The organism is Bacillus sp. PAMC28748 (assembly GCF_014250415.1).
In the GTDB taxonomy this organism is placed as follows: Bacteria; Bacillota; Bacilli; order Bacillales; family Bacillaceae; genus Bacillus; species Bacillus licheniformis.
Map to the genome: position 1 here is coordinate 2,554,962 of NZ_CP060192.1, position 18,924 is coordinate 2,573,885.

Sequence of the window (18,924 nt, forward strand, 5' to 3'; positions counted from 1 at the left end):
TCTTGCAGGCTCTCGCACGTTATGAAAAAATTGGCTTATATAGACATCGAACGGGAGCGGAGATTGAATGGATCTGATATTTAAAAGCATTGATAGTATTTTAATTGTCGTTTTAGCCATTTTTTTCATTTGGAAATTCGTTTATGAAATCAGACATGAGAAGCGGAGCGCTGTGATTTTGCTTTTGCTGCTCATCAATGTCTACTTTATTGCAAAAGTGTTTAATCTAGTGCTGCAATTAATGTAGCGAATATAAAATCCAGTCAAGGAGATCAAACCAATGAAGACAGAAAAGCAAAAAATGCTGGACGGAGAGCTTTATCATGCTTCTGATCCGGTGCTGTGCCATGACAGACTCAAGGCGCGCAAAATGACGAATGAATTCAACCATTCGAACGAAATCGACGACAATAAAAGGACCAAGCTGATCAAAGAGCTGTTTGGTTCAACAGGGGAAACGCTCCACATCGAACCGTCGTTTCGCTGTGATTACGGCTTTAATATACATGTCGGGGAAAATTTCTTCGCCAATTTTGACTGTGTTTTCCTCGATGTATGCGAAATCCGGATAGGCGATCATTGTATGCTCGGACCGGGCGTTCATATTTATACGGCGACCCATCCGCTCGATCCGTCCGAAAGGATAAGCGGTGCGGAGTACGGGATACCTGTCATCATCGGACGGAACGTCTGGATTGGCGGCAGTGCAGTCATCAACCCCGGCGTCAAGGTCGGCGACAATGCAGTGATAGCTTCCGGAGCCGTCGTGACAAAAGATGTCCCGGACAATGCCATCGTCGGCGGAAATCCGGCGAAAATACTTAAATACGTTGACGGCAAAAACACCAATTCTATGTGATTGGTGTTTTTATTTTGGAATAGTCACGGTGAAAGTCAGAGCTGATCAAACATCCGCGGAAGCAGTTTCCTCCCGCGGATAAGGTGCTATCGGGTGACCGTAATATTGTTGATGACCAGCTGTCCCAATGAATTGAGATAAGAAAATGTCGCTTTGCCTGGGCTGACGGCTTTTACGTACACGCGGTCCGAAGTGATTCTGACGGTAATGGCGCTGCCGCTGTAGGAAACGTTCGAAATGCCGACGTATTGATCTTCCTGTCCGACTTTCATCGGCCTGTTGATGACGATCGCCTGAGGGGCGATGATTCCTTGTGCAGATGCGTGAGAAGAGAGATTTTCAGTTTTAGAGAGTTCCTGGGCTTGTACATGCATGGGACTTCCTGAAACAGCAAGCATACCCGCCAGTAATGATGAAGCAACTAAACTTTTACCTAACCACTTCATAACCATCATCTCTTTTCCTATGTGATGATTCCAGGATATGGGATTACCGACCGCTAGTCAATCGGTTCCAATGATGATTCACACATTGGACAAACGAAAACAAACAATTCGTGAAGCGGCAGGAAGAACGGATCATCATCCCGAAGCTGTTTTTTTGTTCAAAGCGTTAATAAAGGTTTTCACGTTTTTTTTGTCCTGCATGACGGGTGAGTATATATATGAAAGCGTCCTGTTAAAGGTTTGATTTTTCAGCCGGAGCACGGAAAGGTTTCCGTGCTGTACGTCTCTTTCAATGACGCTTTCAGACAGGAGAGACAGTCCGATGCCCGTCATGAGCGTTTCTTTGATTCCCTGGTTGCTGCTGATCGTCAGAAACGACTTCACTTTTAAACCGTTTGAACGGATGACATGGTTTAAGTATTCGCGTGTGCCTGAGCCAACTTCGCGCGTTACCCACGTTTGATTTTGCAGATCGGCCATTGTCACGTCTTGTTTGGAGGCAAGCGGGTGATCGCTTGAAGCTGCGATAAACAATTCGTCCTGCATAAAGGCGTGTACAGAAAGCTCTTTTTCATTTGTCTGTCCTTCGATCAAGCCGATGTCCACTTTGTACAGGCGGACGGACTGCACGATTTCTTCCGTGTTTCCAATGACGGCCTTGAGTTCGAGCTCAGGATATTCTTTTTGAAGGTCGAACAAGAGCGATGGCAAAATGTATTCGCCGATTGTGAAGCTTGCGCCGATTTTCAGCTCGCCTTTGATCGAGTTGTGGTGATCGAGAATGTCTTGCCTCGTTTGTTCATAGATGGTGATCATTTGTTTGGCGCGGTCGTATAAAATTTCACCGGTCGGCGTGATTTTCAAATATTTCGGAGAGCGTTCAAATAATTTCGTCTGGAACTCTTTTTCAAGATTTTTAATGTGCATGCTTACGCTCGGCTGCGACATGAGAAGAAGCTCGGCCGTTTTCGTGAAATTTTTGACTTCTGCAAGGGTAACGAATGTCTTCAGCGCATCATAATGCACACGAATCTCTCCTTTATTAAAAATCTTAATAGCTGTGATAATTAATATATATTTTACTAATGTTGAGTATTCCAGTAAACTTTTAATTAGAATCTTTTTTTAGGAATATTTGGTTTGAAGCAGGATGACGCCGCGCGGCAAAGGGGACGTGATGAGTGAGCGCTTACAATGTTTCTTAGCAGCAAAAGCCGTGATCGACAGATGCTTTGCGTCAATAAAACCGATTTGATTTATAGGAATAGTGGATATATGATGAGTATTATCCTTTTCCGTTTCAAAACAAGTCATGATTTTTTTATTCCTTAGTGAGGTGGATATCGTTGCAACTTCAGGTAATGAACAGTCCTTTTAATCAGGAGCAGGCAGAGCTCCTCAACCGTCTTCTGCCAACTTTGACGGCATCACAAAAAGCCTGGCTGAGCGGTTATCTGGCAGCTGTGCAAACCGCCGATGCCGCGGCGGCTCTTGAAACATTGCCGGCGGAAGCTCCTGCTGCAAGCCCGGCTCAGCCTGTTTCCAAAGAAGTGACCATTTTATTCGGATCGCAGACAGGAAATGCACAGGGACTTGCCGAAAACGCGGCTAAGACGCTTACAGAACGGGGATTTCAAGTCACCGTCTCTTCAATGAGCGATTTTAAGCCGAACCAATTGAAGAAACTAAAAAACCTTCTCATCGTCGTCAGCACGCACGGTGAAGGGGATCCGCCGGACAACGCGCTGTCATTCCATGAGTTTCTCCATGGAAGACGGGCTCCGAAGCTCGATGATCTCCGTTATTCTGTGCTGGCTCTTGGCGACACGTCGTATGAATTTTTCTGCCAGACCGGAAAAGAGTTCGACCAGCGGCTTGGTGAGCTTGGAGGCACAAGGCTCCATCCGCGCGTCGACTGCGATCTCGATTATGATGAGCCGGCTGCAGCATGGCTTGACGGTGTCATCTCAAGCTTAAACGAAGGACAGGAACAGGGCGCAAGCGCCGCACCTGCTCAAACGGCAGCTCCGCAAGCCGCGGGAGGAGTAACAGTATATTCGAGAAAAAATCCGTTCAGAGCGGAAGTGCTGGAAAATTTGAATTTAAACGGCCGCGGATCAAATAAAGAAACGCGCCATCTTGAATTATCGCTTGAAGGCTCAGGTTTGACTTATGAACCTGGCGACGCGCTCGGCATCTTTCCGGAAAATGACCCTGAACTCGTCGATATGCTGCTGAAAGAGCTGAAATGGGATCCGAATGCTGCCGTTGCTGTTGATCAAGGGGAAAACCTTTCTTTGAAAGAAGCGTTGACTTCTTACTATGAAATTACGGTGCTGACAAAGAAATTCATTCAGCAGGCGGCAGAAATCATTGAAAATGAAAAGCTGCGCGAGCTTGCCGCTCCGGAAAATGCGGATCAATTAAAAGCGTATATCGCTGGCCGCGACCTGATTGATTTTGTGCGAGATTTCGGTCCGATCGCAGCAGCTCCGCAGGAATTTGTATCGATTCTTCGAAAAATCCCGCCTCGGCTTTATTCGATCGCATCGAGCTTCGCTGCAAATCCGGATGAAGTGCATTTGACGATCGGTGCTGTCCGCTACAATGCGCACGGCAGAGACCGAAAAGGGGTCTGCTCGGTATTATGTGCCGAACGTCTGCAGCCTGGCGACACCCTGCCTGTTTTCATTCAGCCGAATAAAAACTTTAAGCTGCCGGAGAATCCGGAGACTCCGATTATCATGGTCGGTCCCGGCACAGGCGTTGCGCCGTTTAGGTCATTTATGCAGGAGCGCGAAGAAACCGGAGCATCGGGGAAATCGTGGATGTTCTTCGGCGATCAGCATTTTGTCACTGATTTCTTATATCAGACAGAATGGCAAAAGTGGCTGAGTGAAGGCGTGCTGACAAAAATGGATGTCGCGTTCTCGCGGGATACGGAAGAAAAAGTATATGTACAGCATCGCATGCTGGAGCACAGCAAAGAATTGTTTGAGTGGCTTGAAGAGGGAGCGGCTTTCTACGTTTGCGGCGACAAGAACAACATGGCCAAAGATGTTCAAAACGCATTGCTTGAAATTATCGAAAAAGAAGGCGGCAAAAGCCGTGAGGAAGCTGAAGCCTACCTCGCAGAAATGAAAAAGCAAAAACGTTATCAGCGCGATGTATACTGATTTTGATTGAAAGGGGACTTTTTCAACATGGGGAACGAAATATTAAAAGCGCCTGAAGGCCCGCCGAGCGATGTAGAACGTATTAAGAAAGAAAGCGATTATTTGCGCGGCACCCTGAAGGAATCGATGCTCGAGCCGCTTTCAGCCGGGATTTCAGATGACGACAACCGTCTGATGAAGCACCACGGCAGCTATTTGCAGGATGACCGCGATCTCCGCAATGAGCGGCAAAAGCAGAAGCTTGAGCCTGCGTATCAGTTCATGCTGCGCGTCCGGATGCCGGGCGGTGTGGCGACGCCTGAGCAGTGGCTTGTCATGGATGAGCTTGCCCGGAAATACGGAAACGGAACATTGAAGCTGACAACTCGGGAAACATTCCAAATGCACGGCATTTTAAAATGGAACATGAAAAAAACGATTCAGTCGATCCATTCAGCCATGCTAGATACCATTGCAGCATGCGGCGATGTTAACCGGAACGTCATGTGCACTTCCAATCCGTATCAGTCAGAAATCCATCGAGAAGTGTATGAATGGTCGAAAAAACTGAGTGATGACCTGCTGCCGCGCACACGTGCGTATCATGAAATCTGGCTTGATGAGGAAAAAGTGGCCGGCACGCCTGATGCGGATGAAGTCGAACCGATGTACGGACCGCTGTATCTGCCGCGGAAATTCAAAATCGGCATCGCCGTTCCGCCGTCAAATGATATCGATGTATTTTCTCAGGATCTTGGTTTTATCGCGATTGTGGAGGATGACAAGCTCATCGGCTTCAACGTCGCGATCGGCGGCGGCATGGGCATGACCCACGGGGACAAAGCAACGTATCCGCAGCTTGCCAAAGTTATTGGCTTCTGCAAGCCTGAACAGCTATACGATGTCGCTGAAAAAACGATTACGATCCAGCGGGACTACGGAAACCGTTCGGTCCGCAAAAATGCCCGCTTCAAGTATACGGTTGACCGCCTCGGCTTGGAAACGGTCAAAAACGAGCTGGAAAACCGTCTCGGCTGGAGCCTCGCTGAAGCAAAGCCTTATCATTTCGAGCATAACGGCGACCGCTACGGCTGGGTAAAGGGCGTAAAAGGAAGATGGCACTTTACAATGTTTGTTGAGGGCGGCCGTGTCACTGATTATGATGATTACAAGCTGATGACCGGCTTAAGGGAAATCGCCAAAGTTCATACCGGCGATATCCGCCTCACAGCCAACCAAAACTTGATCATTGCCAATGTCACAAGCCAAAAAAAGAAAAAGATCAGCGAGCTGATCGAACAGTTTGGCTTGACTGACGGCAAGCATTATACAGCGCTCCGCCGCAGCTCGATCGCATGCGTCGCACTGCCGACGTGCGGGTTGGCGATGGCCGAAGCGGAACGGTATTTGCCGAAGCTGATTGACAAAATTGATGAAATTGTTGAAGAAAACGGCTTGAAGAATGAAGAAATTACCATCCGCATGACAGGGTGCCCGAACGGCTGCGCCCGCCATGCGCTCGGCGAAATCGGCTTCATCGGAAAAGCCCCGGGCAAGTACAATATGTATCTCGGCGCCGCTTTTGACGGCAGCCGTCTGAGCAAAATGTACCGGGAAAACATCGGCGAAGAAGAAATTTTAAAAGAACTTCGCAATATTCTTCCGCGCTATGCGAAAGAACGCAATGAAGGAGAACGTTTCGGAGATTTCGTCATCCGCGCCGGAATTGTTAAAGAAACGACGGACGGAACGAATTTTCATGACTGATGAGCATTTTAAAAAAACGCCTCAGCCCATTGATTTGAACTGACCCGTTAAAATGAGACTTAGAAAAAACACCTATGCTGCCTGTCCCCTGTATTCCAGTGGGGACAGGTAGTTTAATTTTGCCTGAATTCGTACATGATTATATCGATACATGTATTGATTTACAATTTGTACTACTTTAGAATTGGATATAGATGCTCTACTTTGAGCGTTAAATCCTTCCGACTTTAGCGAGGAGTGAAAGGATTCAATGACGGCATTATCATGGCAGTTTCCTTTTCGAGACATGCTTGTGGTAATGCCTTTTTCTTTGGCCAAATTCTGATATGCATGTGAAGTATAGACAGATCCCTGGTCGCTATGAAGAAGTAACCCTACTGGTTTACGTAATTCTACAGCTTCCCTCAATGTGTCTAATACTAGGTTAATATCTTGGCTCGTACCTATTTTGTAAGCCACTATTTCGTTGTTATATAAGTCCATAATCGTTGATAAATATAACATAGTCGAGCCATAAGGTAAGTAGGTAATGTCGGTTACCCATTTTTCATTTAATCGGCTTGCTTTAAAATTACGATTGAGAGTGTTCGGCACAATAATATTACTCTCACCACAAATGTACTTTTGTCGCTTCTTCTTAACTTGACACTGAATCTCAAACTTTTGCATAATTTTTTGTACAGTTTTGCGGTTTACATTTATCCCATACTTTCTGTTTAAGATGGATTTAATTTTACGATGACCATAGTGATAGAAGTTTTTCTTACACAGCTTGATTACTAGCTCTTCTAATGAAGTTAGCTCAACTTTTTTATACTTCTTTTTCCAACGGTAATATGTTGACTTAGGTATGCCTAATACTCCAAGAATATCAATTATTTTAAAAGTGGCTGAGAGTTCTTCTACAACTTGGACAATGACTCGTGGCTCCAACTCCTTTCGATCTCCTGGTACTTTTTTATAATTGCCAATTGAGCCTCTAGCTGTTTATTCTTTAGTTTTAATTCTTCTAGCTCACTCATTTCCTCCGATTCTTTACCGTAGGAATATTGTTTTCCAACTTGTTGCGAAAATCGATAGGTTTGGCCTGTTTTGTACCATCGCATCCATGTTTTAATTTGAGTCTTATTTTTTATCCCCAGTTGTTCCATTATTTCTTTGTTTGTCATTCCAGCTTGTTTCATTTTAATTACTTCCCATTTTACTTCTTCTGCGTAATGTACTCTTGTGCCCATAGAAAAACACCCTCCTAAGAATCATATTGTATTAATACGATTCAGGGGGTGTTTTTTCCTTGTCTCATTTATTTGGGTCTCTCCAGATTGGTGCTGAGGCGTTTTTCTTTTTTACGAAAATGCCCGGACAGTTTCCGACTCTATGATCATTTTCATAAACTCTGCAGCCGCAGGTGTTGCTTCTTCAAATGAGGGTGTTATCATGCCGACTTCGCGGATAATTTGAGGAGAGATGTCTTTTTTGATCAACCGATGGGACACGGAGGAAAGCGAGAAGCTTGATATCAAGCCGATTCCCAAATTGTTATGAACCATATTGACCAATGTTTCCGCGTTTTGCACAGTCAGGTTTTCTTTTAACTCGAGGCGGTGTTTTTGAAAGATTTGAGATACCGCGATTTCGTGCCCGCCTTTACAAAAAATCAATTCATTTTGATATTTTTTCAGATCAATGAACGGTGCGTCTTTTAAGTGGTGATATTGCTCAGGAATCACGGCCGTCATCCGGTCTTGAAACAATACTTGGCTTTCGAATCCGTCAAAGGGAGAGGCGACGATTCCTAAATCAACCATGCGAGTTTCGACCCATTGCTTAATTTGGTCGGAGGTTCCCTCAAGCAGTTCGATTTGTACGAGCGGATACTTTGATCTGAAGGAGGCGATAGCCTGCGGCAAAATATTTGCTGAGACGGCGGGGAAGGAGCCAACCTTGACTTTCCCTCTGAGCAGATGATTTTCTTGATCGGCCACTTGGTATATTTTGTTTTCAATCACGATCATCTGTCTCGCCAGTACGACGATTTCCTTTCCCGCGTCCGTAAGTTTTATCTTGTTTTGTTTATCCCGAATCAATAATTTGACCCCGAGCGACGTTTCCAAGCTTTTTACGGCTTTGCTCACGGCCGGCTGTGAAATATACAGTTCGTTGGCTGCTTCTGTCATATTCAAAGTCTCTGCGACTTTCACAAAGATGTGAAGACTGTTCATGTTTATAACCAAATAGTTATACCCCCGATGATAAAAATGTATTTCAGTTATATCTCAATATAGCATATGCTGAACATGAAACAAAGAAGAAAGGTGACGGATTATGTTTAAAGTACTTTTGGGGATCATCTCTGTAACGCTGATTTGGGGGTATACCTGGGTGACGATGAAAATCGCAATCACTGACATTCCCCCTGTTTTATTTTCGGCCCTGCGGCTGTTCATTGGAGCTGTTCCTTTGTTTGTGATTCTCTTGATCAAAGGAAGGAAACGTTCAATAGGAAAGGAGAATATCAAGCATTATCTGGTGATGAGTTTATTGATGGGTTTAGGTTATATGGGGGTGTTAACTTACGGCATGCAGTTTGTCGATTCGGGAAAAACGTCTGTTTTGGTGTACACCATGCCTATTTTTGTTACTGTCATCAGTCATTTTAAATTAAACGAGAAAATCAATGTGTATAAAATGCTCGGTTTATTTTCTGGTCTGATCGGTCTTTTGTTTATATTAGGGGGCGGGATTCTGCATGTTGATCAAAACGTCATATTTGGAGAGCTTTGCGTTTTAATCGCAGCGCTCAGCTGGGGCGTCGCCAATGTTTACAGCAAACTGAAATTCAAAAATACAGATATGATTCATATGAATGCATGGCAGCTTCTCACAGGAGCGGTGATGTTATTGATTTTCTCTTTTATACTGGAACCGTCCCGGCCGATTCACTGGTCAAATGAAGCAATCTTGTCTCTATTGTTTAACGGTTTATTCTCTACGGCTTTGACGTTCGTCATTTGGTTTTGGATACTGAATCAAATCGAAGCGTCGAAAGCATCGATGGCTTTAATGTTTGTTCCCGTATTAGGCCTTTTGTTCGGCTGGCTGCAGCTGCATGAACCGGTCACATTCAGCATCCTGATCGGCGCATTCATGATCTGCATCGGCATTTTTATGAATACTTATCAATTTAAAAAAGTGTAAAAAAAGGCAGAGGATCTATATGGTAATATGAAATGGGAGGGAGATTTATGAAAATCGAACACATCGCCATATGGACGAACAATTTAGAGGAAATGAAAGATTTCTATACCCGTTTTTTTCACGGAAAGACGAATGAAAAATATGTCAATCCGAAAAAGCATTTCGAATCATATTTCATCCAGTTTGAATCGGGAACACGGCTTGAGCTGATGAGACGCCCCGACCTTGCAAAAGGAGAGGAGAACGCTTCCGGCTATGCACATATGGCGTTTTCCTTAGGGTCGCGGCAAGAGGTTGACGAGATGACGAGCCGCTTTGAAAAGGAAGGATACCAGGTTGCCGGAAAGCCGCGCGTCACGGGAGACGGGTATTATGAAAGCGTCATTCTGGATCCTGACGGCAACATCGTTGAACTGACCGTTTGACGGAAAAAAGCTAATGTCCGTTTTTAGACATTAGCTTTTTCGTTTAGATGGCAGCATCGAGCTGATTGATTTTCCATTTGTTGTTTTCTTTCACAAACGTGATCTTTCTTTTCGCAGTCACCGATCCATCCAATGCCGGTACGGAAAATTCATAAGTGCGGGTATTGTTTTTTTGAGAGATCAGTTTGATTTTTGCCTTGTCCCATCCTAAGAGGTTGTCCCCATCGCCGACAGGCACGGCCATTTTTCCTTTATAAGAAATGATGTTGTATTTTTCCAAGCCTTTTTTAATGGCGTCTTTTGTGAAAACCGGCGTCAAGTAGTCTGTTAATTTTGCTTTTGTGCTGAATTCACTGCACATATACGTATATGGAAGACCGCGGTATTCAAATGTTTTGGATGGGCAAGTTGAGTTTTTCGCTTTTGGATTGTGGCCGCTCATCGTATTCCAAAAGTGCTCCCGTGCCTGCAAGGTTAATTGCATGACTTGCTTATTTGTTAAATTCCCTGATGTTTGATTTTTCGCTGCGAGGGACGCTCCGGCAGGCAAGATCAGTAAAACAGCTAATAAACAAACGATTAACTTTTTCAATGGTCCTCTCTCCTTAAATATATCTCTTATATTACAAATGTTACAATAATTACAGATAGATTACAAGAGGTTTGCGAGAAAAATTTTCCTCCGCTGTTTTCTTATATATGACGACATAAAAGCAGCCGGGGTTATGGTTTGTCCAGGAAAATATTTTATGTCCATTGATTCGTTTCCCGGATTTCTCTCCTCATAAACATAGAAGCCTCATGTTGAAAAAGTATTTTATATTGAAAAAGAATTCTATCTGGGACCTCGCCGGGAGCAGGAAAGAGGATCACTGAAACATCAATGAATTATATTGTTAAAAATCAGAATTTTATATAAAATCAAACTTTATCAGTAAAAAAACTGTAACGAAATTCGCATCAATCTGTCATAGCGGTGACATTTTGCTGTGTTACGATTTTCCCTGTTAGTTTCAAAAGGGCTAACAAGGGAGGATTTAACTTATGAAGAAGACAATCATGTCCTTGGCTGCAGCCGCGGCTATGTCGGCGACTGCATTCGGAGCGACTGCCTCAGCAAAAGAAATCGAAGTTCAAAAAGGAGACACGCTCTGGGGGATTTCTCAAAACTACGGAATGAACCTCAAGGACTTAAAAAAATGGAATCAGCTTTCATCAGATCTGATTTTTCCAGGTCAAAAGCTGAACATTTCTTCTCAAGAAGAAAAATCTGAAGAAAAGCAGTACACCGTTCAGCCAGGGGACACGCTCTCAAAAATCGCAAAAGAGTTCGGTGTGACTGTAAGCGATCTTCAAAAACGGAACAACCTGAAGTCAGACTTGATTATTGCAGGGCAAACGATTGCAATAAACGGAGAAGCGGCAGCTGCAGCAGCGCCTGTGAAACAAGAGTCCGCTCCAAAACAAAATGATCAGCCTGTCAACGTACAAAAGGAAATCACAGTGACCGCAACTGCGTATACGGCAAATGACGGGGGCATTTCAGGCATCACAAAAACGGGAGTCGACCTGAATGCGAACCGCAATGCGAAAGTCATCGCGGTTGATCCAAGCGTGATTCCGCTCGGCACGAAAGTATATGTGGAAGGCTATGGCGAAGCGACGGCTGAAGACACCGGCGGCGCCATTAAAGGCCATAAAATAGACGTATTTATTCCAGATAAAAAAGACGCTTTCAATTGGGGCGTCAAAACCGTAAAGGTTAAAATTTTAAACTGATATAAAAAATGCAGGAGGCGTTAATTGCCTCCTGCATTTTTTTGTCGAACGATGTTTATGCTGCATGCTGTTCCGCGCGTCTGCTTTTTACAAAAACCGAAATCGCAAGAGCGGCGGCTGCAAAGGCGATGGCTACGAAATAAACCATATGAACGCCTTCTGTCATGCCTTGCATGTGCAGCTCCTGACGGCTGCCTCCGGAAGAGTGCGCGATAAAGCGATTCGAAACGGTTGTCAGGATCGTCGTATACAATGCCGGACCGATTGCCCCTGAAACTTGATTAACTGTATTCATTATCGCCGAACCATGCGGGTAAAGCGGTTTGGGCACCTGATTCAAACCGAGCGTCATAATCGGAGCCATTGTCAACCCGACGCCGAGTGTAAAGCCGGCGTAGAGCATCATTCCGACCGCCATCGGCGTATCGCTTGAAATATTCGTAAACAGCGAAAGGACGGCAATCACAATGATCAATCCGGTGATCAACAGCGGTTTAAAGCCAAGCTTATCAAACAGGCGCCCTGCAACAAGGGATGTCATCGCGAGGACGAGGCCGCCCGGCAGCATGAGAATGCCTGTATAAAGCGGTGACAGCTCAAGCGCCATTTGGAAGTAAAGCGGCAAAATCAGCATCATCGAAAACTGCAGCATCATCACGATCCACATCAGGATAACCGAGATTGAAAATATCTTTGAACGAAACGGCCTCATATCAAGCATCGGCACTTCCAATCTGAGCTGGCGCATGACGAACAATATTAATCCGATGACACCGGCCGCCAGTCCGATGATGACTTTCGGACTGCTCCAGCCCGCTGCTTCCCCGGCGTTGCTGAAGCCGAAAACGATCCCGCCAAATCCGACGGTCGATAAAAGAATTGATAATATGTCAATTTTCGGATACGTCAGTTCGGTTACATTTTTCAAGCGGAACGCCGCATAAAAAATCATGAAGACCGATACTGGCAGCATCATGAAGAAAACAACGCGCCATGAATAATGTTCGACAATATAGCCTGAGATGACCGGACCGATCGCCGGAGCAAATAAGATAACGAGCGTAAGGATCCCGGTCATCGTTCCGCGTTTTTGCGGCGGAATCAAAGTCAGTATCACATTCATCACAAGCGGCAATATCAGGCCTGTACCTGAACCCTGGATGATCCGTCCGGCGAGAACGAGCGGGAAGACCGGAGCAATTCCGGCCAGCAAGGTTCCCGCTGTAAAAAGCGTCATCGCAGACAGAAACAGCTGCCTTGTCGTAAAGCGCTGCATTAAAAACGCGGTAATCGGCACGGCGATGCCGATCATGAGCATATATCCGGTTGACAGCCACTGGGCTGTGTTCGCTGAAATGCCAAAATCGTCGATGATTTTCGGCAAAGCCACATTCATGACCGTCTCATTAATCAGAGCGAGAAAATTTCCGACGATTAAGATTGCGATAATCATGAAGGAGCCTTTTCTAGCTTGTTCCATTTGTATTCCCACCCTTTATGAACGTTTTAGCAAAAAAGGAATTTGTTCGGCGGCTGCACTGAGAGGCCGGCCGTTTTTTTTCGTCACTGAGAGCACATACGCACCCTCAATCATCGCTTGTATCGCGACGCTCAGCGTCTCGGCCGTTTCCGGCGCATAGCCTGACTGGAGCAGTTTTTCCTGATAGACAAGCTGCCAGTCTTGATAAACCTGTTCACACGTTTGGCGGAGCCTTTCACTGAACGACCACGTTTCTGCGGCGACGGATATGATCGGAATATCGTCGTTTTCTTCGATGATGTATTCCTCGATTCCGTCAGCCATCATCTGGATATAAGATTGAAACGCCTTGACAGGATCAGCTTCACCGCTGATCGCTGACGATATATACGCTTTGATTCTTTCTCCGGTTAATTGAATCGCCTCTTGCGCCAGTTCCTCTTTGCCGCCGGGGAAATAATAATAAAGCGATCCCCGCGGCGCTCCGCTTTCGGCTGTGATTTGGCTTAAGCCTGTGGCATGGTAGCCTTGTTTGCGGAACAATCGTGAAGCCGTCCGCAAAATTTTGTCGCGGCTGCTCATTTTTTCTGCCATTCTATCATTCCCTTATGATTTTATACTGATCGGTCTATATAATTTTAACGAAAAAAAAGACCTTTTTTGAAGGCCTGTTTTAAAATAAGGACGATTTGTCCATATTCGGTTCAGCGGGAATCCGCTGAAGGCTTCAGAAAGCCGGCAAGCAGCAGGCGCCACAGCAATCGCTGCCAATATCGACAAAAGGCTGTCAGATATGAAGTGAACAAAAGCGGAATTGATGGTATAGAGTGCGAGCGCCGTTAAATAAACGGCTAAAAAAACATAGCCGAACATTTTTCTGCGGAACGGTCTTTTGAGTTGAATCAAAAGAAACAATCCGGCCATTAAAATGATAAACGTCACAGTTATTCTCCCTTCGCAGGAAAGTTTCTCAATCCTCGTATGTCCGGTTTCTTTCTTTGTTGTCTTCAAATGCCAGATGAATGACGAATAAAAACAGACAGGCGATGATTTCGACATCCAGCGGGATGGTGATGCTGTCCATCAATTCATCAGCGAGATGGATGGCAAGCCAAGTAAAAAAACATTCGATCATAAAGGTCGCAGCTTTATGCCCAATCATAAAGCTCAGAATTTTTTCCGGGATTTCAAACAGCGCGCCGAGGCCAAAAGATAAAAGGATATACCAGAAGAGCGACCAGGGCGATTCGTATGTAACGCCGAAAATCGCAAAAAAACCGGCGACGCCGAAATAATAAGACCCGAAAAAGAGCGTAAACACAGTGAGGATCAAAAGAAAGATCATAGTCACTGCGAACATGGTACCGAGAGTTTTTTTAATCATTAATCATTCATTCCTAATCATGCAGTGTATATTCATGATATCAGAAAAATATCCGGTTGTGAGTTATAAATGAGATTTTGGGGTTAAAGTTTGTGTGGATGGGGGAGTGAAGAGAGCGTTCTGAAAAATTCCTAAGGTGTTTTTCGAGACCTAATTAATCACCATATATCATATTTGGAGCGTTTTCATAAGGGCTGCAATCAAGAGGATAGGATCCCAAATAAAAAAGGCTGCCAACCGGCAACCTTACTTTGTTAAGCATATTTCGTATTTGCTTGTTCTTAAACCGACGTGTTTACCCGAAGAATCATTTTCGTGCCTTAGGTGATTTTCGATTTTGGTTCAATTGCTTTTTTGAATCTCATTTGTATTGTCTATTCATTTTCATCTTGATTAGATTCAAGGTATTGCTCTAAAAATTCCTTATCATCTTCATCTTCTGGCCAGAGTCCTAAATATTTGTGTTCCCATACAATTCTTCTTTCATAATCATCAGCATCTGATAAATCCTCATAGTCGTAGTCGATATTAAATTCACCATCACTGTGAATGATCATAGAGAGACTCGTCCAAGTCTCTTGATCACTATTCTTAAATTCGTACCATAGCTTTTCTAAGTTATTGATTAATTGTCTCCAAAGATTTCGATAGGCTTCTTTTTCAATCCTAAAAAATTCAGGGATATTATGACAATATACCGGTGAATCATTTCCTTCAGGATAATAATAAAAGAATCCTTTTTGCACATCTTCAAGAATTTCTCCATAAATCAAAATCTTTGACCATTCCTCTGGAATAGTCTCAACTACTGTCTCCGCAATTTCTTGATATATCGTGTTTAATTGATTTTCATCCATTGGCTACTTACCTCCAGGCTTATTATCAAATTTCACAACTTCCCATTCCCGTTTTCCGATTTTATATTCTATCTCAAAGCTTGCCGGTCTTTGGGAATTCCCTTTGTATACTGGCTGTATTTTAACCTCAACTGTTCTTCCTTTTTCGAGGTGTTTGGCCCACATGTTCTCAAGCTTTTTCCATTCTCCTTTATTTAAGTTACCATCCATCGGCACAAGGTTGTCAAGCTTTCCAGACCCTTCGAATATACTTGCAATGAGATGACCGCCCTCATCGGTTTTTAATCGATCTTCACGGCCGGCAATTCTTTGAGCGTATTTGTTTCTCTTTGCTGCTCCCAAATTTAGTTTGCCGCTGACATTTGTAATACGTCCTTTATGATCAGTTTTATAAGTATAGCCTACAGGCGTTGTATACTCAATGTTCGGTTTTAACACCTTTCTTCTTTTGACTCTTGTGAAATGGTCACCATATTTCACTTTATGGATGGTTTTTGAGTCTACTTTAATGTCTGTTTTTGTTTTGGAAGAAACACCCGCAATGATGCTGACCATTCGATTTCTTGCTTGTTTTGCTTGATCAGAAATCTTTTTGGTTTGTTGAATTAATTTATCTTTCAATCGAGATCCATCTATCGTATTGAACGGAACTTTACCAGCATTGGCTAAAGCTAGTTGAGGAGAAGCGATTTGGACTTTCGGAGTGAGATTTTTAATATCTTTAAAATCCCTGACAACTTTATCAGCTGCTTTCTTACCTGCCTTTTTCGCACTCTCTATGCCCTTGCTAGCTGTCTTTTTAGAGACATCCTTTATCTTAGATGCGGCTTTTCCCATCTTGCCCGCCTTAGCCAACTTGCTAACTTTGTCTGCACCTTTCGTTCCGACAATGGATGACGCAACCATTCCGGTAGCGTATGTAAACCATCTCGCCCTGCTTTCTGCATCACCATTGATGACGTCCCTCACGAAGGAGTCCTCGATATCTTTCTTTATGATTTCAAATGTTTCTACAGGGTGGGTGACTGTGTAGGCAATGCCCTCTAGCGTTTCTTTTGGATTGGTTATGGTATCTCGTATTCCTGTCACTGTATCGACGGCCACATCTTCTATTCCTTCTTCAATGCCCTGCTTAATACGCCCCATGATACCACTTTGTTTTCGTTTTCGATTTATAGTGTAAAAATAGTAATTTTGCTGCTTTTCTGTCAGATTTTCAATTCCAATCTCTTGTGCAATCTCAACAAATTCATCAGGATCAATGACATTTTCGAGCTTTTCCTTTAGGTGAGAGATTTTATTAACCTGTTTGTTAGCTTCACTAACTTCCTTTTCGAGTTTTGATCTCTTATCGAGCTTAGCCAACATAACGCCCATCGCTGTTTCCTGGTTTCCACTCAAGGTATCCATTTTATCCTGTTTTAAAATAGAACCTTTCTGATAGCCGGTGATTTCAATTTTAGGGCCTGTGTACATTTTTTCAAGCCTAGCGATGTATCTTTGCATTGTTTCTAAGTCGTTTTCAGCGGCTTTGATGGTGTTCGTCTGCTCCCTGTCGAATGTATGTAATTTTTCAATTGTCTGATTGATTTCTTTTAAAGCTTTCGAGTAATTCTCGTGAAAATTACTGTCATCTAATTCCGGCAAATCGACTATATGGCTGACTTTAGCGATTGTAGCATTCGTTTTAGAAACCAAACGCTTCGTGGTGCGATCGGCATCTTTCACTCCTTGTTCCAGCTCATTATCGAGGAAGGCTTGCGAAATATATCCATTGTGTTGTGGCTCCAGGGAATTCAATGCACTTTTGATTTTCTTCAATGCTGATTGATATTCCTCGATAAAAGTTTCAAAAAATTGAAGGAATGGGGTGTGACACTCTTTATAAAAATTCCGTATTGCGTCGCCGCCTTTTCCTTTTAAGGCATCGTTGAGCGACGTGATACCTTCCACGCTTTTTTTAATGTTGACGATTTCTTCCGATTGTTGCTTTAATTGTTCCACCGTTTGATCAATCGCTTTGTGCAGCGCCTGAACGTCCAGAGTCTTCATGGCATTCTCCTCTAATACTAAAGTTGCAATCATTTTAGAGTTTACCACTTTACGGAAGGGTATTGGTGAATACATCCTGTATACCCAATAAAATGAACCTTTCGATTTAGGTTTATATACCTACTAGAGATTTCATTATCCTGAAGGCAACATATTTACAACCGCTGCGACTCCCGGTACACTACATAAAAACAGGACAGGCAGGTGCAAAAATCGAAAGATGAAGCGGGCTTTAACTGACCAATACGGCAGCTTTACAGAGATGGCAGAAAACGAAATAGAAGGGACCGATTATTCGGTGGCTGCTCGGGATGCAGGGAGCGCTCTGCTTGTGATGGCTCCCCACGGGGGCGGGATCGAGCCGGGCATCAGTGAAATTGTCAAGGCTTTTGCAGAGGGCGCTTCGGTTTATTTATTGGAAGGATTGAAAAGGCGCGGCAATAAGAGCCTTCATGTGACAAGCGCTCATTTTGACTGCCCGCTTGCCTTGCGAATGGCTGCAGGACACCGGTACATACTGGCTTTTCACGGGTATGAGGAGCCTGCTCATCGACATACGCTCATCGGAGGGACAGATCGAAGGCGCGCCTTGATGTTTAAGGAGACATTGGAGAGGCACGGATTTTCTGCGGAGCTGGCGGCTGAAAGGGGCTATCTTTCAGGTACAAACCCTGCAAGCATCAACAATCGCTGCCAAACCGGTTTAAGCGTGCAATTTGAAATCAGCACAGCCCAGCGGAAGGCGATGTTTGAGCAATTCACATTAAAGGGCAGGCGAACGTCTCAAAATGAGGTGTTTTCCCGCTATGTCAAAGCTTTGAAGGAAGGAGCATGCATCGCATATGGGCCGAGTGCAGCCGGCAGCTGAGCCGGCTGTTTTTTTATTTTCTCAGCATATAAGCCGGCCGGCTTTCCGCAGCGACCATTTTGCCGAGGCCGTTTGCCGCTGCGTACGGGCGGCGGGTTTCCCGCCGGTAGCGTGCAAGTTCGTCTACTTCTTCAAAGCGTGGTGCATTCGCCGATTCGCTCTCTTGGGAAAGGCTTGCCATCCACGCCTCATGAAACTGGATTCCGGCCTGCCGTTTTTCAAAGAGCTCGATCCGTTTGACAGCGAACGACTCCGTGACTTTAAAGAGGTCGGCGATCATTTTAGCGGCTTGGCATCGCAGCTGAGGAAAATCCATTTTTAAAAGCATAAAAGTAGGGACGCAAAAATGGTACATAAATTGATTGGCCTGGAACTCCTGCAGCTCCCTGAACATCTGATTCATGTAAAGCTGGTTTCCGGCGTGCTTTAATACGTGGCACAGCTCATGGGCAAAGTCCTCCCACTGCTTTTCCTTTGAAAGGCTGCTGTTGAGAATAATGCTGTACATGCCGTCATGCTTAATCATCATGCTGTTGACATTTTCATAGTGAATCCAAATATTAAAATGAGCGGCTATGCGATTCATATCAATCTGGTGAGGTTCAAAAAAACCGAACTTTTGGTACATATTTTTGACGTATTCTTCTAGGTGAG

Annotated in this window: 20 protein-coding genes; 8 read left to right on the forward strand and 12 right to left on the reverse strand. The window is 44.3% G+C overall.

What is annotated here, in order from left to right:
• The first annotated feature begins 67 nt into the window (after positions 1–67).
• The gene (locus tag H7F26_RS13025) at positions 68–247 is read left to right on the forward strand and encodes a hypothetical protein (protein WP_061565996.1); all 180 of its coding nucleotides are present in this window, start codon (positions 68–70) and stop codon (positions 245–247) included.
• A 33-nt stretch (positions 248–280) separates the two neighbouring features.
• Positions 281–859: a maltose acetyltransferase domain-containing protein gene (locus H7F26_RS13030; RefSeq protein ID WP_017474214.1), complete on the forward strand. Its 579-nt coding sequence runs from the start codon at positions 281–283 to the stop codon at positions 857–859.
• A gap of 86 nt (positions 860–945) precedes the next feature.
• Here the strand turns inward: H7F26_RS13030 and H7F26_RS13035 are convergent, their stop codons facing one another.
• Together H7F26_RS13035 and H7F26_RS13040 are read right to left on the reverse strand one after the other, a co-directional pair.
• Positions 946–1,305, reverse strand: coding sequence for a hypothetical protein (locus H7F26_RS13035; protein WP_225852966.1), 360 nt, complete (start codon positions 1,303–1,305; stop codon positions 946–948).
• Positions 1,306–1,440: 135 nt separating this feature from the next.
• Complete coding sequence (locus H7F26_RS13040) at positions 1,441–2,331, reverse strand: LysR family transcriptional regulator (RefSeq protein ID WP_017474212.1); 891 nt, start codon at positions 2,329–2,331, stop codon at positions 1,441–1,443.
• A gap of 320 nt (positions 2,332–2,651) precedes the next feature.
• On the opposite strand from H7F26_RS13040, the gene H7F26_RS13045 reads away from it, so the two are divergent.
• Entirely contained in the window at positions 2,652–4,481 is a 1,830-nt protein-coding gene (locus tag H7F26_RS13045; protein WP_011197796.1) for an assimilatory sulfite reductase (NADPH) flavoprotein subunit, read from the forward strand.
• A 27-nt stretch (positions 4,482–4,508) separates the two neighbouring features.
• The gene (gene cysI, locus H7F26_RS13050) at positions 4,509–6,227 is read left to right on the forward strand and encodes an assimilatory sulfite reductase (NADPH) hemoprotein subunit (RefSeq protein ID WP_003180762.1); all 1,719 of its coding nucleotides are present in this window, start codon (positions 4,509–4,511) and stop codon (positions 6,225–6,227) included.
• A gap of 72 nt (positions 6,228–6,299) precedes the next feature.
• Here cysI and H7F26_RS13055 read toward each other — a convergent pair.
• A protein-coding gene (locus H7F26_RS13055; RefSeq protein WP_085959889.1) for an IS3 family transposase occupies positions 6,300–7,462 on the reverse strand; the annotation gives its coding sequence in 2 pieces (ribosomal slippage) (positions 6,300–7,186 and positions 7,186–7,462; 1,164 coding nt in all).
• 111 nt (positions 7,463–7,573) lie between these two features.
• Positions 7,574–8,461 carry a LysR family transcriptional regulator gene (locus H7F26_RS13060; RefSeq protein ID WP_003180765.1) on the reverse strand — a complete coding sequence of 296 codons (888 nt, stop codon included), beginning with the start codon at positions 8,459–8,461 and terminating at the stop codon, positions 7,574–7,576.
• Between the two features lie 91 nt (positions 8,462–8,552).
• Here H7F26_RS13060 and H7F26_RS13065 point away from each other — a divergent pair, with 91 nt between their 5' ends.
• Complete coding sequence (locus H7F26_RS13065) at positions 8,553–9,425, forward strand: DMT family transporter (protein WP_003180767.1); 873 nt, start codon at positions 8,553–8,555, stop codon at positions 9,423–9,425.
• Positions 9,426–9,472: 47 nt separating this feature from the next.
• Positions 9,473–9,850: a VOC family protein gene (locus H7F26_RS13070; RefSeq protein WP_003180768.1), complete on the forward strand. Its 378-nt coding sequence runs from the start codon at positions 9,473–9,475 to the stop codon at positions 9,848–9,850.
• 43 nt (positions 9,851–9,893) lie between these two features.
• Here H7F26_RS13070 and H7F26_RS13075 read toward each other — a convergent pair whose 3' ends face one another.
• Positions 9,894–10,442, reverse strand: a complete 549-nt coding sequence (locus H7F26_RS13075) for an IseA DL-endopeptidase inhibitor family protein (protein WP_009328757.1) — start codon at positions 10,440–10,442, stop codon at positions 9,894–9,896.
• Between the two features lie 452 nt (positions 10,443–10,894).
• Between H7F26_RS13075 and H7F26_RS13080 the strand changes: the two genes are divergently transcribed.
• Positions 10,895–11,629 carry a LysM peptidoglycan-binding and 3D domain-containing protein gene (locus H7F26_RS13080; RefSeq protein ID WP_003180772.1) on the forward strand — a complete coding sequence of 245 codons (735 nt, stop codon included), beginning with the start codon at positions 10,895–10,897 and terminating at the stop codon, positions 11,627–11,629.
• A gap of 55 nt (positions 11,630–11,684) precedes the next feature.
• On the opposite strand, the gene H7F26_RS13085 is transcribed toward H7F26_RS13080, so the two are convergent.
• The 6 genes from H7F26_RS13085 to H7F26_RS13110 all read right to left on the reverse strand — a co-directional run bounded on the left by H7F26_RS13085 (position 11,685) and on the right by H7F26_RS13110 (position 17,402).
• Positions 11,685–13,109 (reverse strand): DHA2 family efflux MFS transporter permease subunit, encoded by a 1,425-nt coding sequence (locus tag H7F26_RS13085; protein ID WP_011197798.1) that lies wholly within the window; start codon positions 13,107–13,109, stop codon positions 11,685–11,687.
• 15 nt (positions 13,110–13,124) lie between these two features.
• Positions 13,125–13,703 (reverse strand): TetR/AcrR family transcriptional regulator, encoded by a 579-nt coding sequence (locus tag H7F26_RS13090; RefSeq protein WP_185855186.1) that lies wholly within the window; start codon positions 13,701–13,703, stop codon positions 13,125–13,127.
• Between the two features lie 12 nt (positions 13,704–13,715).
• A complete protein-coding gene (locus H7F26_RS13095; protein ID WP_003180778.1) occupies positions 13,716–14,051 on the reverse strand; it encodes a hypothetical protein in 336 nt (111 codons plus the stop codon).
• Between the two features lie 28 nt (positions 14,052–14,079).
• The gene (locus H7F26_RS13100; RefSeq protein WP_003180779.1) at positions 14,080–14,493 is read right to left on the reverse strand and encodes a regulatory YrvL family protein; all 414 of its coding nucleotides are present in this window, start codon (positions 14,491–14,493) and stop codon (positions 14,080–14,082) included.
• Between the two features lie 374 nt (positions 14,494–14,867).
• Positions 14,868–15,350, reverse strand: coding sequence for an immunity protein YezG family protein (locus H7F26_RS13105; protein WP_003180781.1), 483 nt, complete (start codon positions 15,348–15,350; stop codon positions 14,868–14,870).
• 3 nt (positions 15,351–15,353) lie between these two features.
• On the reverse strand, positions 15,354–17,402 hold the full coding sequence (locus H7F26_RS13110) for a T7SS effector LXG polymorphic toxin (RefSeq protein WP_009328750.1): 2,049 nt from the start codon (positions 17,400–17,402) through the stop codon (positions 15,354–15,356).
• 220 nt (positions 17,403–17,622) lie between these two features.
• Between H7F26_RS13110 and H7F26_RS13115 the strand changes: the two genes are divergently transcribed.
• Positions 17,623–18,270 (forward strand): poly-gamma-glutamate hydrolase family protein, encoded by a 648-nt coding sequence (locus H7F26_RS13115; RefSeq protein WP_003180784.1) that lies wholly within the window; start codon positions 17,623–17,625, stop codon positions 18,268–18,270.
• Positions 18,271–18,283: 13 nt separating this feature from the next.
• Here the strand turns inward: H7F26_RS13115 and H7F26_RS13120 are convergent, their stop codons facing one another.
• On the reverse strand, positions 18,284–18,898 hold the full coding sequence (locus H7F26_RS13120; protein ID WP_009328748.1) for an ImmA/IrrE family metallo-endopeptidase: 615 nt from the start codon (positions 18,896–18,898) through the stop codon (positions 18,284–18,286).
• Between the last annotated feature and the right edge of the window lie 26 nt (positions 18,899–18,924).

What these genes read in the sequence shown, in the direction of transcription:
- H7F26_RS13025 (WP_061565996.1), top strand. Translation starts at nt 68, where the DNA reads ATGGATCTGATATTTAAAAGCATTGATAGTATTTTAATTGTCGTTTTA.
- H7F26_RS13030 (WP_017474214.1), top strand. Translation starts at nt 281, where the DNA reads ATGAAGACAGAAAAGCAAAAAATGCTGGACGGAGAGCTTTATCATGCT.
- H7F26_RS13035 (WP_225852966.1), bottom strand. Translation starts at nt 1,305, where the DNA reads ATGAAGTGGTTAGGTAAAAGTTTAGTTGCTTCATCATTACTGGCGGGT.
- cysI (WP_003180762.1), top strand. Translation starts at nt 4,509, where the DNA reads ATGGGGAACGAAATATTAAAAGCGCCTGAAGGCCCGCCGAGCGATGTA.
- H7F26_RS13065 (WP_003180767.1), top strand. Translation starts at nt 8,553, where the DNA reads ATGTTTAAAGTACTTTTGGGGATCATCTCTGTAACGCTGATTTGGGGG.
- H7F26_RS13070 (WP_003180768.1), top strand. Translation starts at nt 9,473, where the DNA reads ATGAAAATCGAACACATCGCCATATGGACGAACAATTTAGAGGAAATG.
- H7F26_RS13080 (WP_003180772.1), top strand. Translation starts at nt 10,895, where the DNA reads ATGAAGAAGACAATCATGTCCTTGGCTGCAGCCGCGGCTATGTCGGCG.
- H7F26_RS13085 (WP_011197798.1), bottom strand. Translation starts at nt 13,109, where the DNA reads ATGGAACAAGCTAGAAAAGGCTCCTTCATGATTATCGCAATCTTAATC.
- H7F26_RS13090 (WP_185855186.1), bottom strand. Translation starts at nt 13,703, where the DNA reads ATGGCAGAAAAAATGAGCAGCCGCGACAAAATTTTGCGGACGGCTTCA.
- H7F26_RS13100 (WP_003180779.1), bottom strand. Translation starts at nt 14,493, where the DNA reads ATGATTAAAAAAACTCTCGGTACCATGTTCGCAGTGACTATGATCTTT.
- H7F26_RS13105 (WP_003180781.1), bottom strand. Translation starts at nt 15,350, where the DNA reads ATGGATGAAAATCAATTAAACACGATATATCAAGAAATTGCGGAGACA.
- H7F26_RS13110 (WP_009328750.1), bottom strand. Translation starts at nt 17,402, where the DNA reads ATGAAGACTCTGGACGTTCAGGCGCTGCACAAAGCGATTGATCAAACG.
- H7F26_RS13115 (WP_003180784.1), top strand. Translation starts at nt 17,623, where the DNA reads ATGAAGCGGGCTTTAACTGACCAATACGGCAGCTTTACAGAGATGGCA.
- H7F26_RS13120 (WP_009328748.1), bottom strand. Translation starts at nt 18,898, where the DNA reads ATGTACCAAAAGTTCGGTTTTTTTGAACCTCACCAGATTGATATGAAT.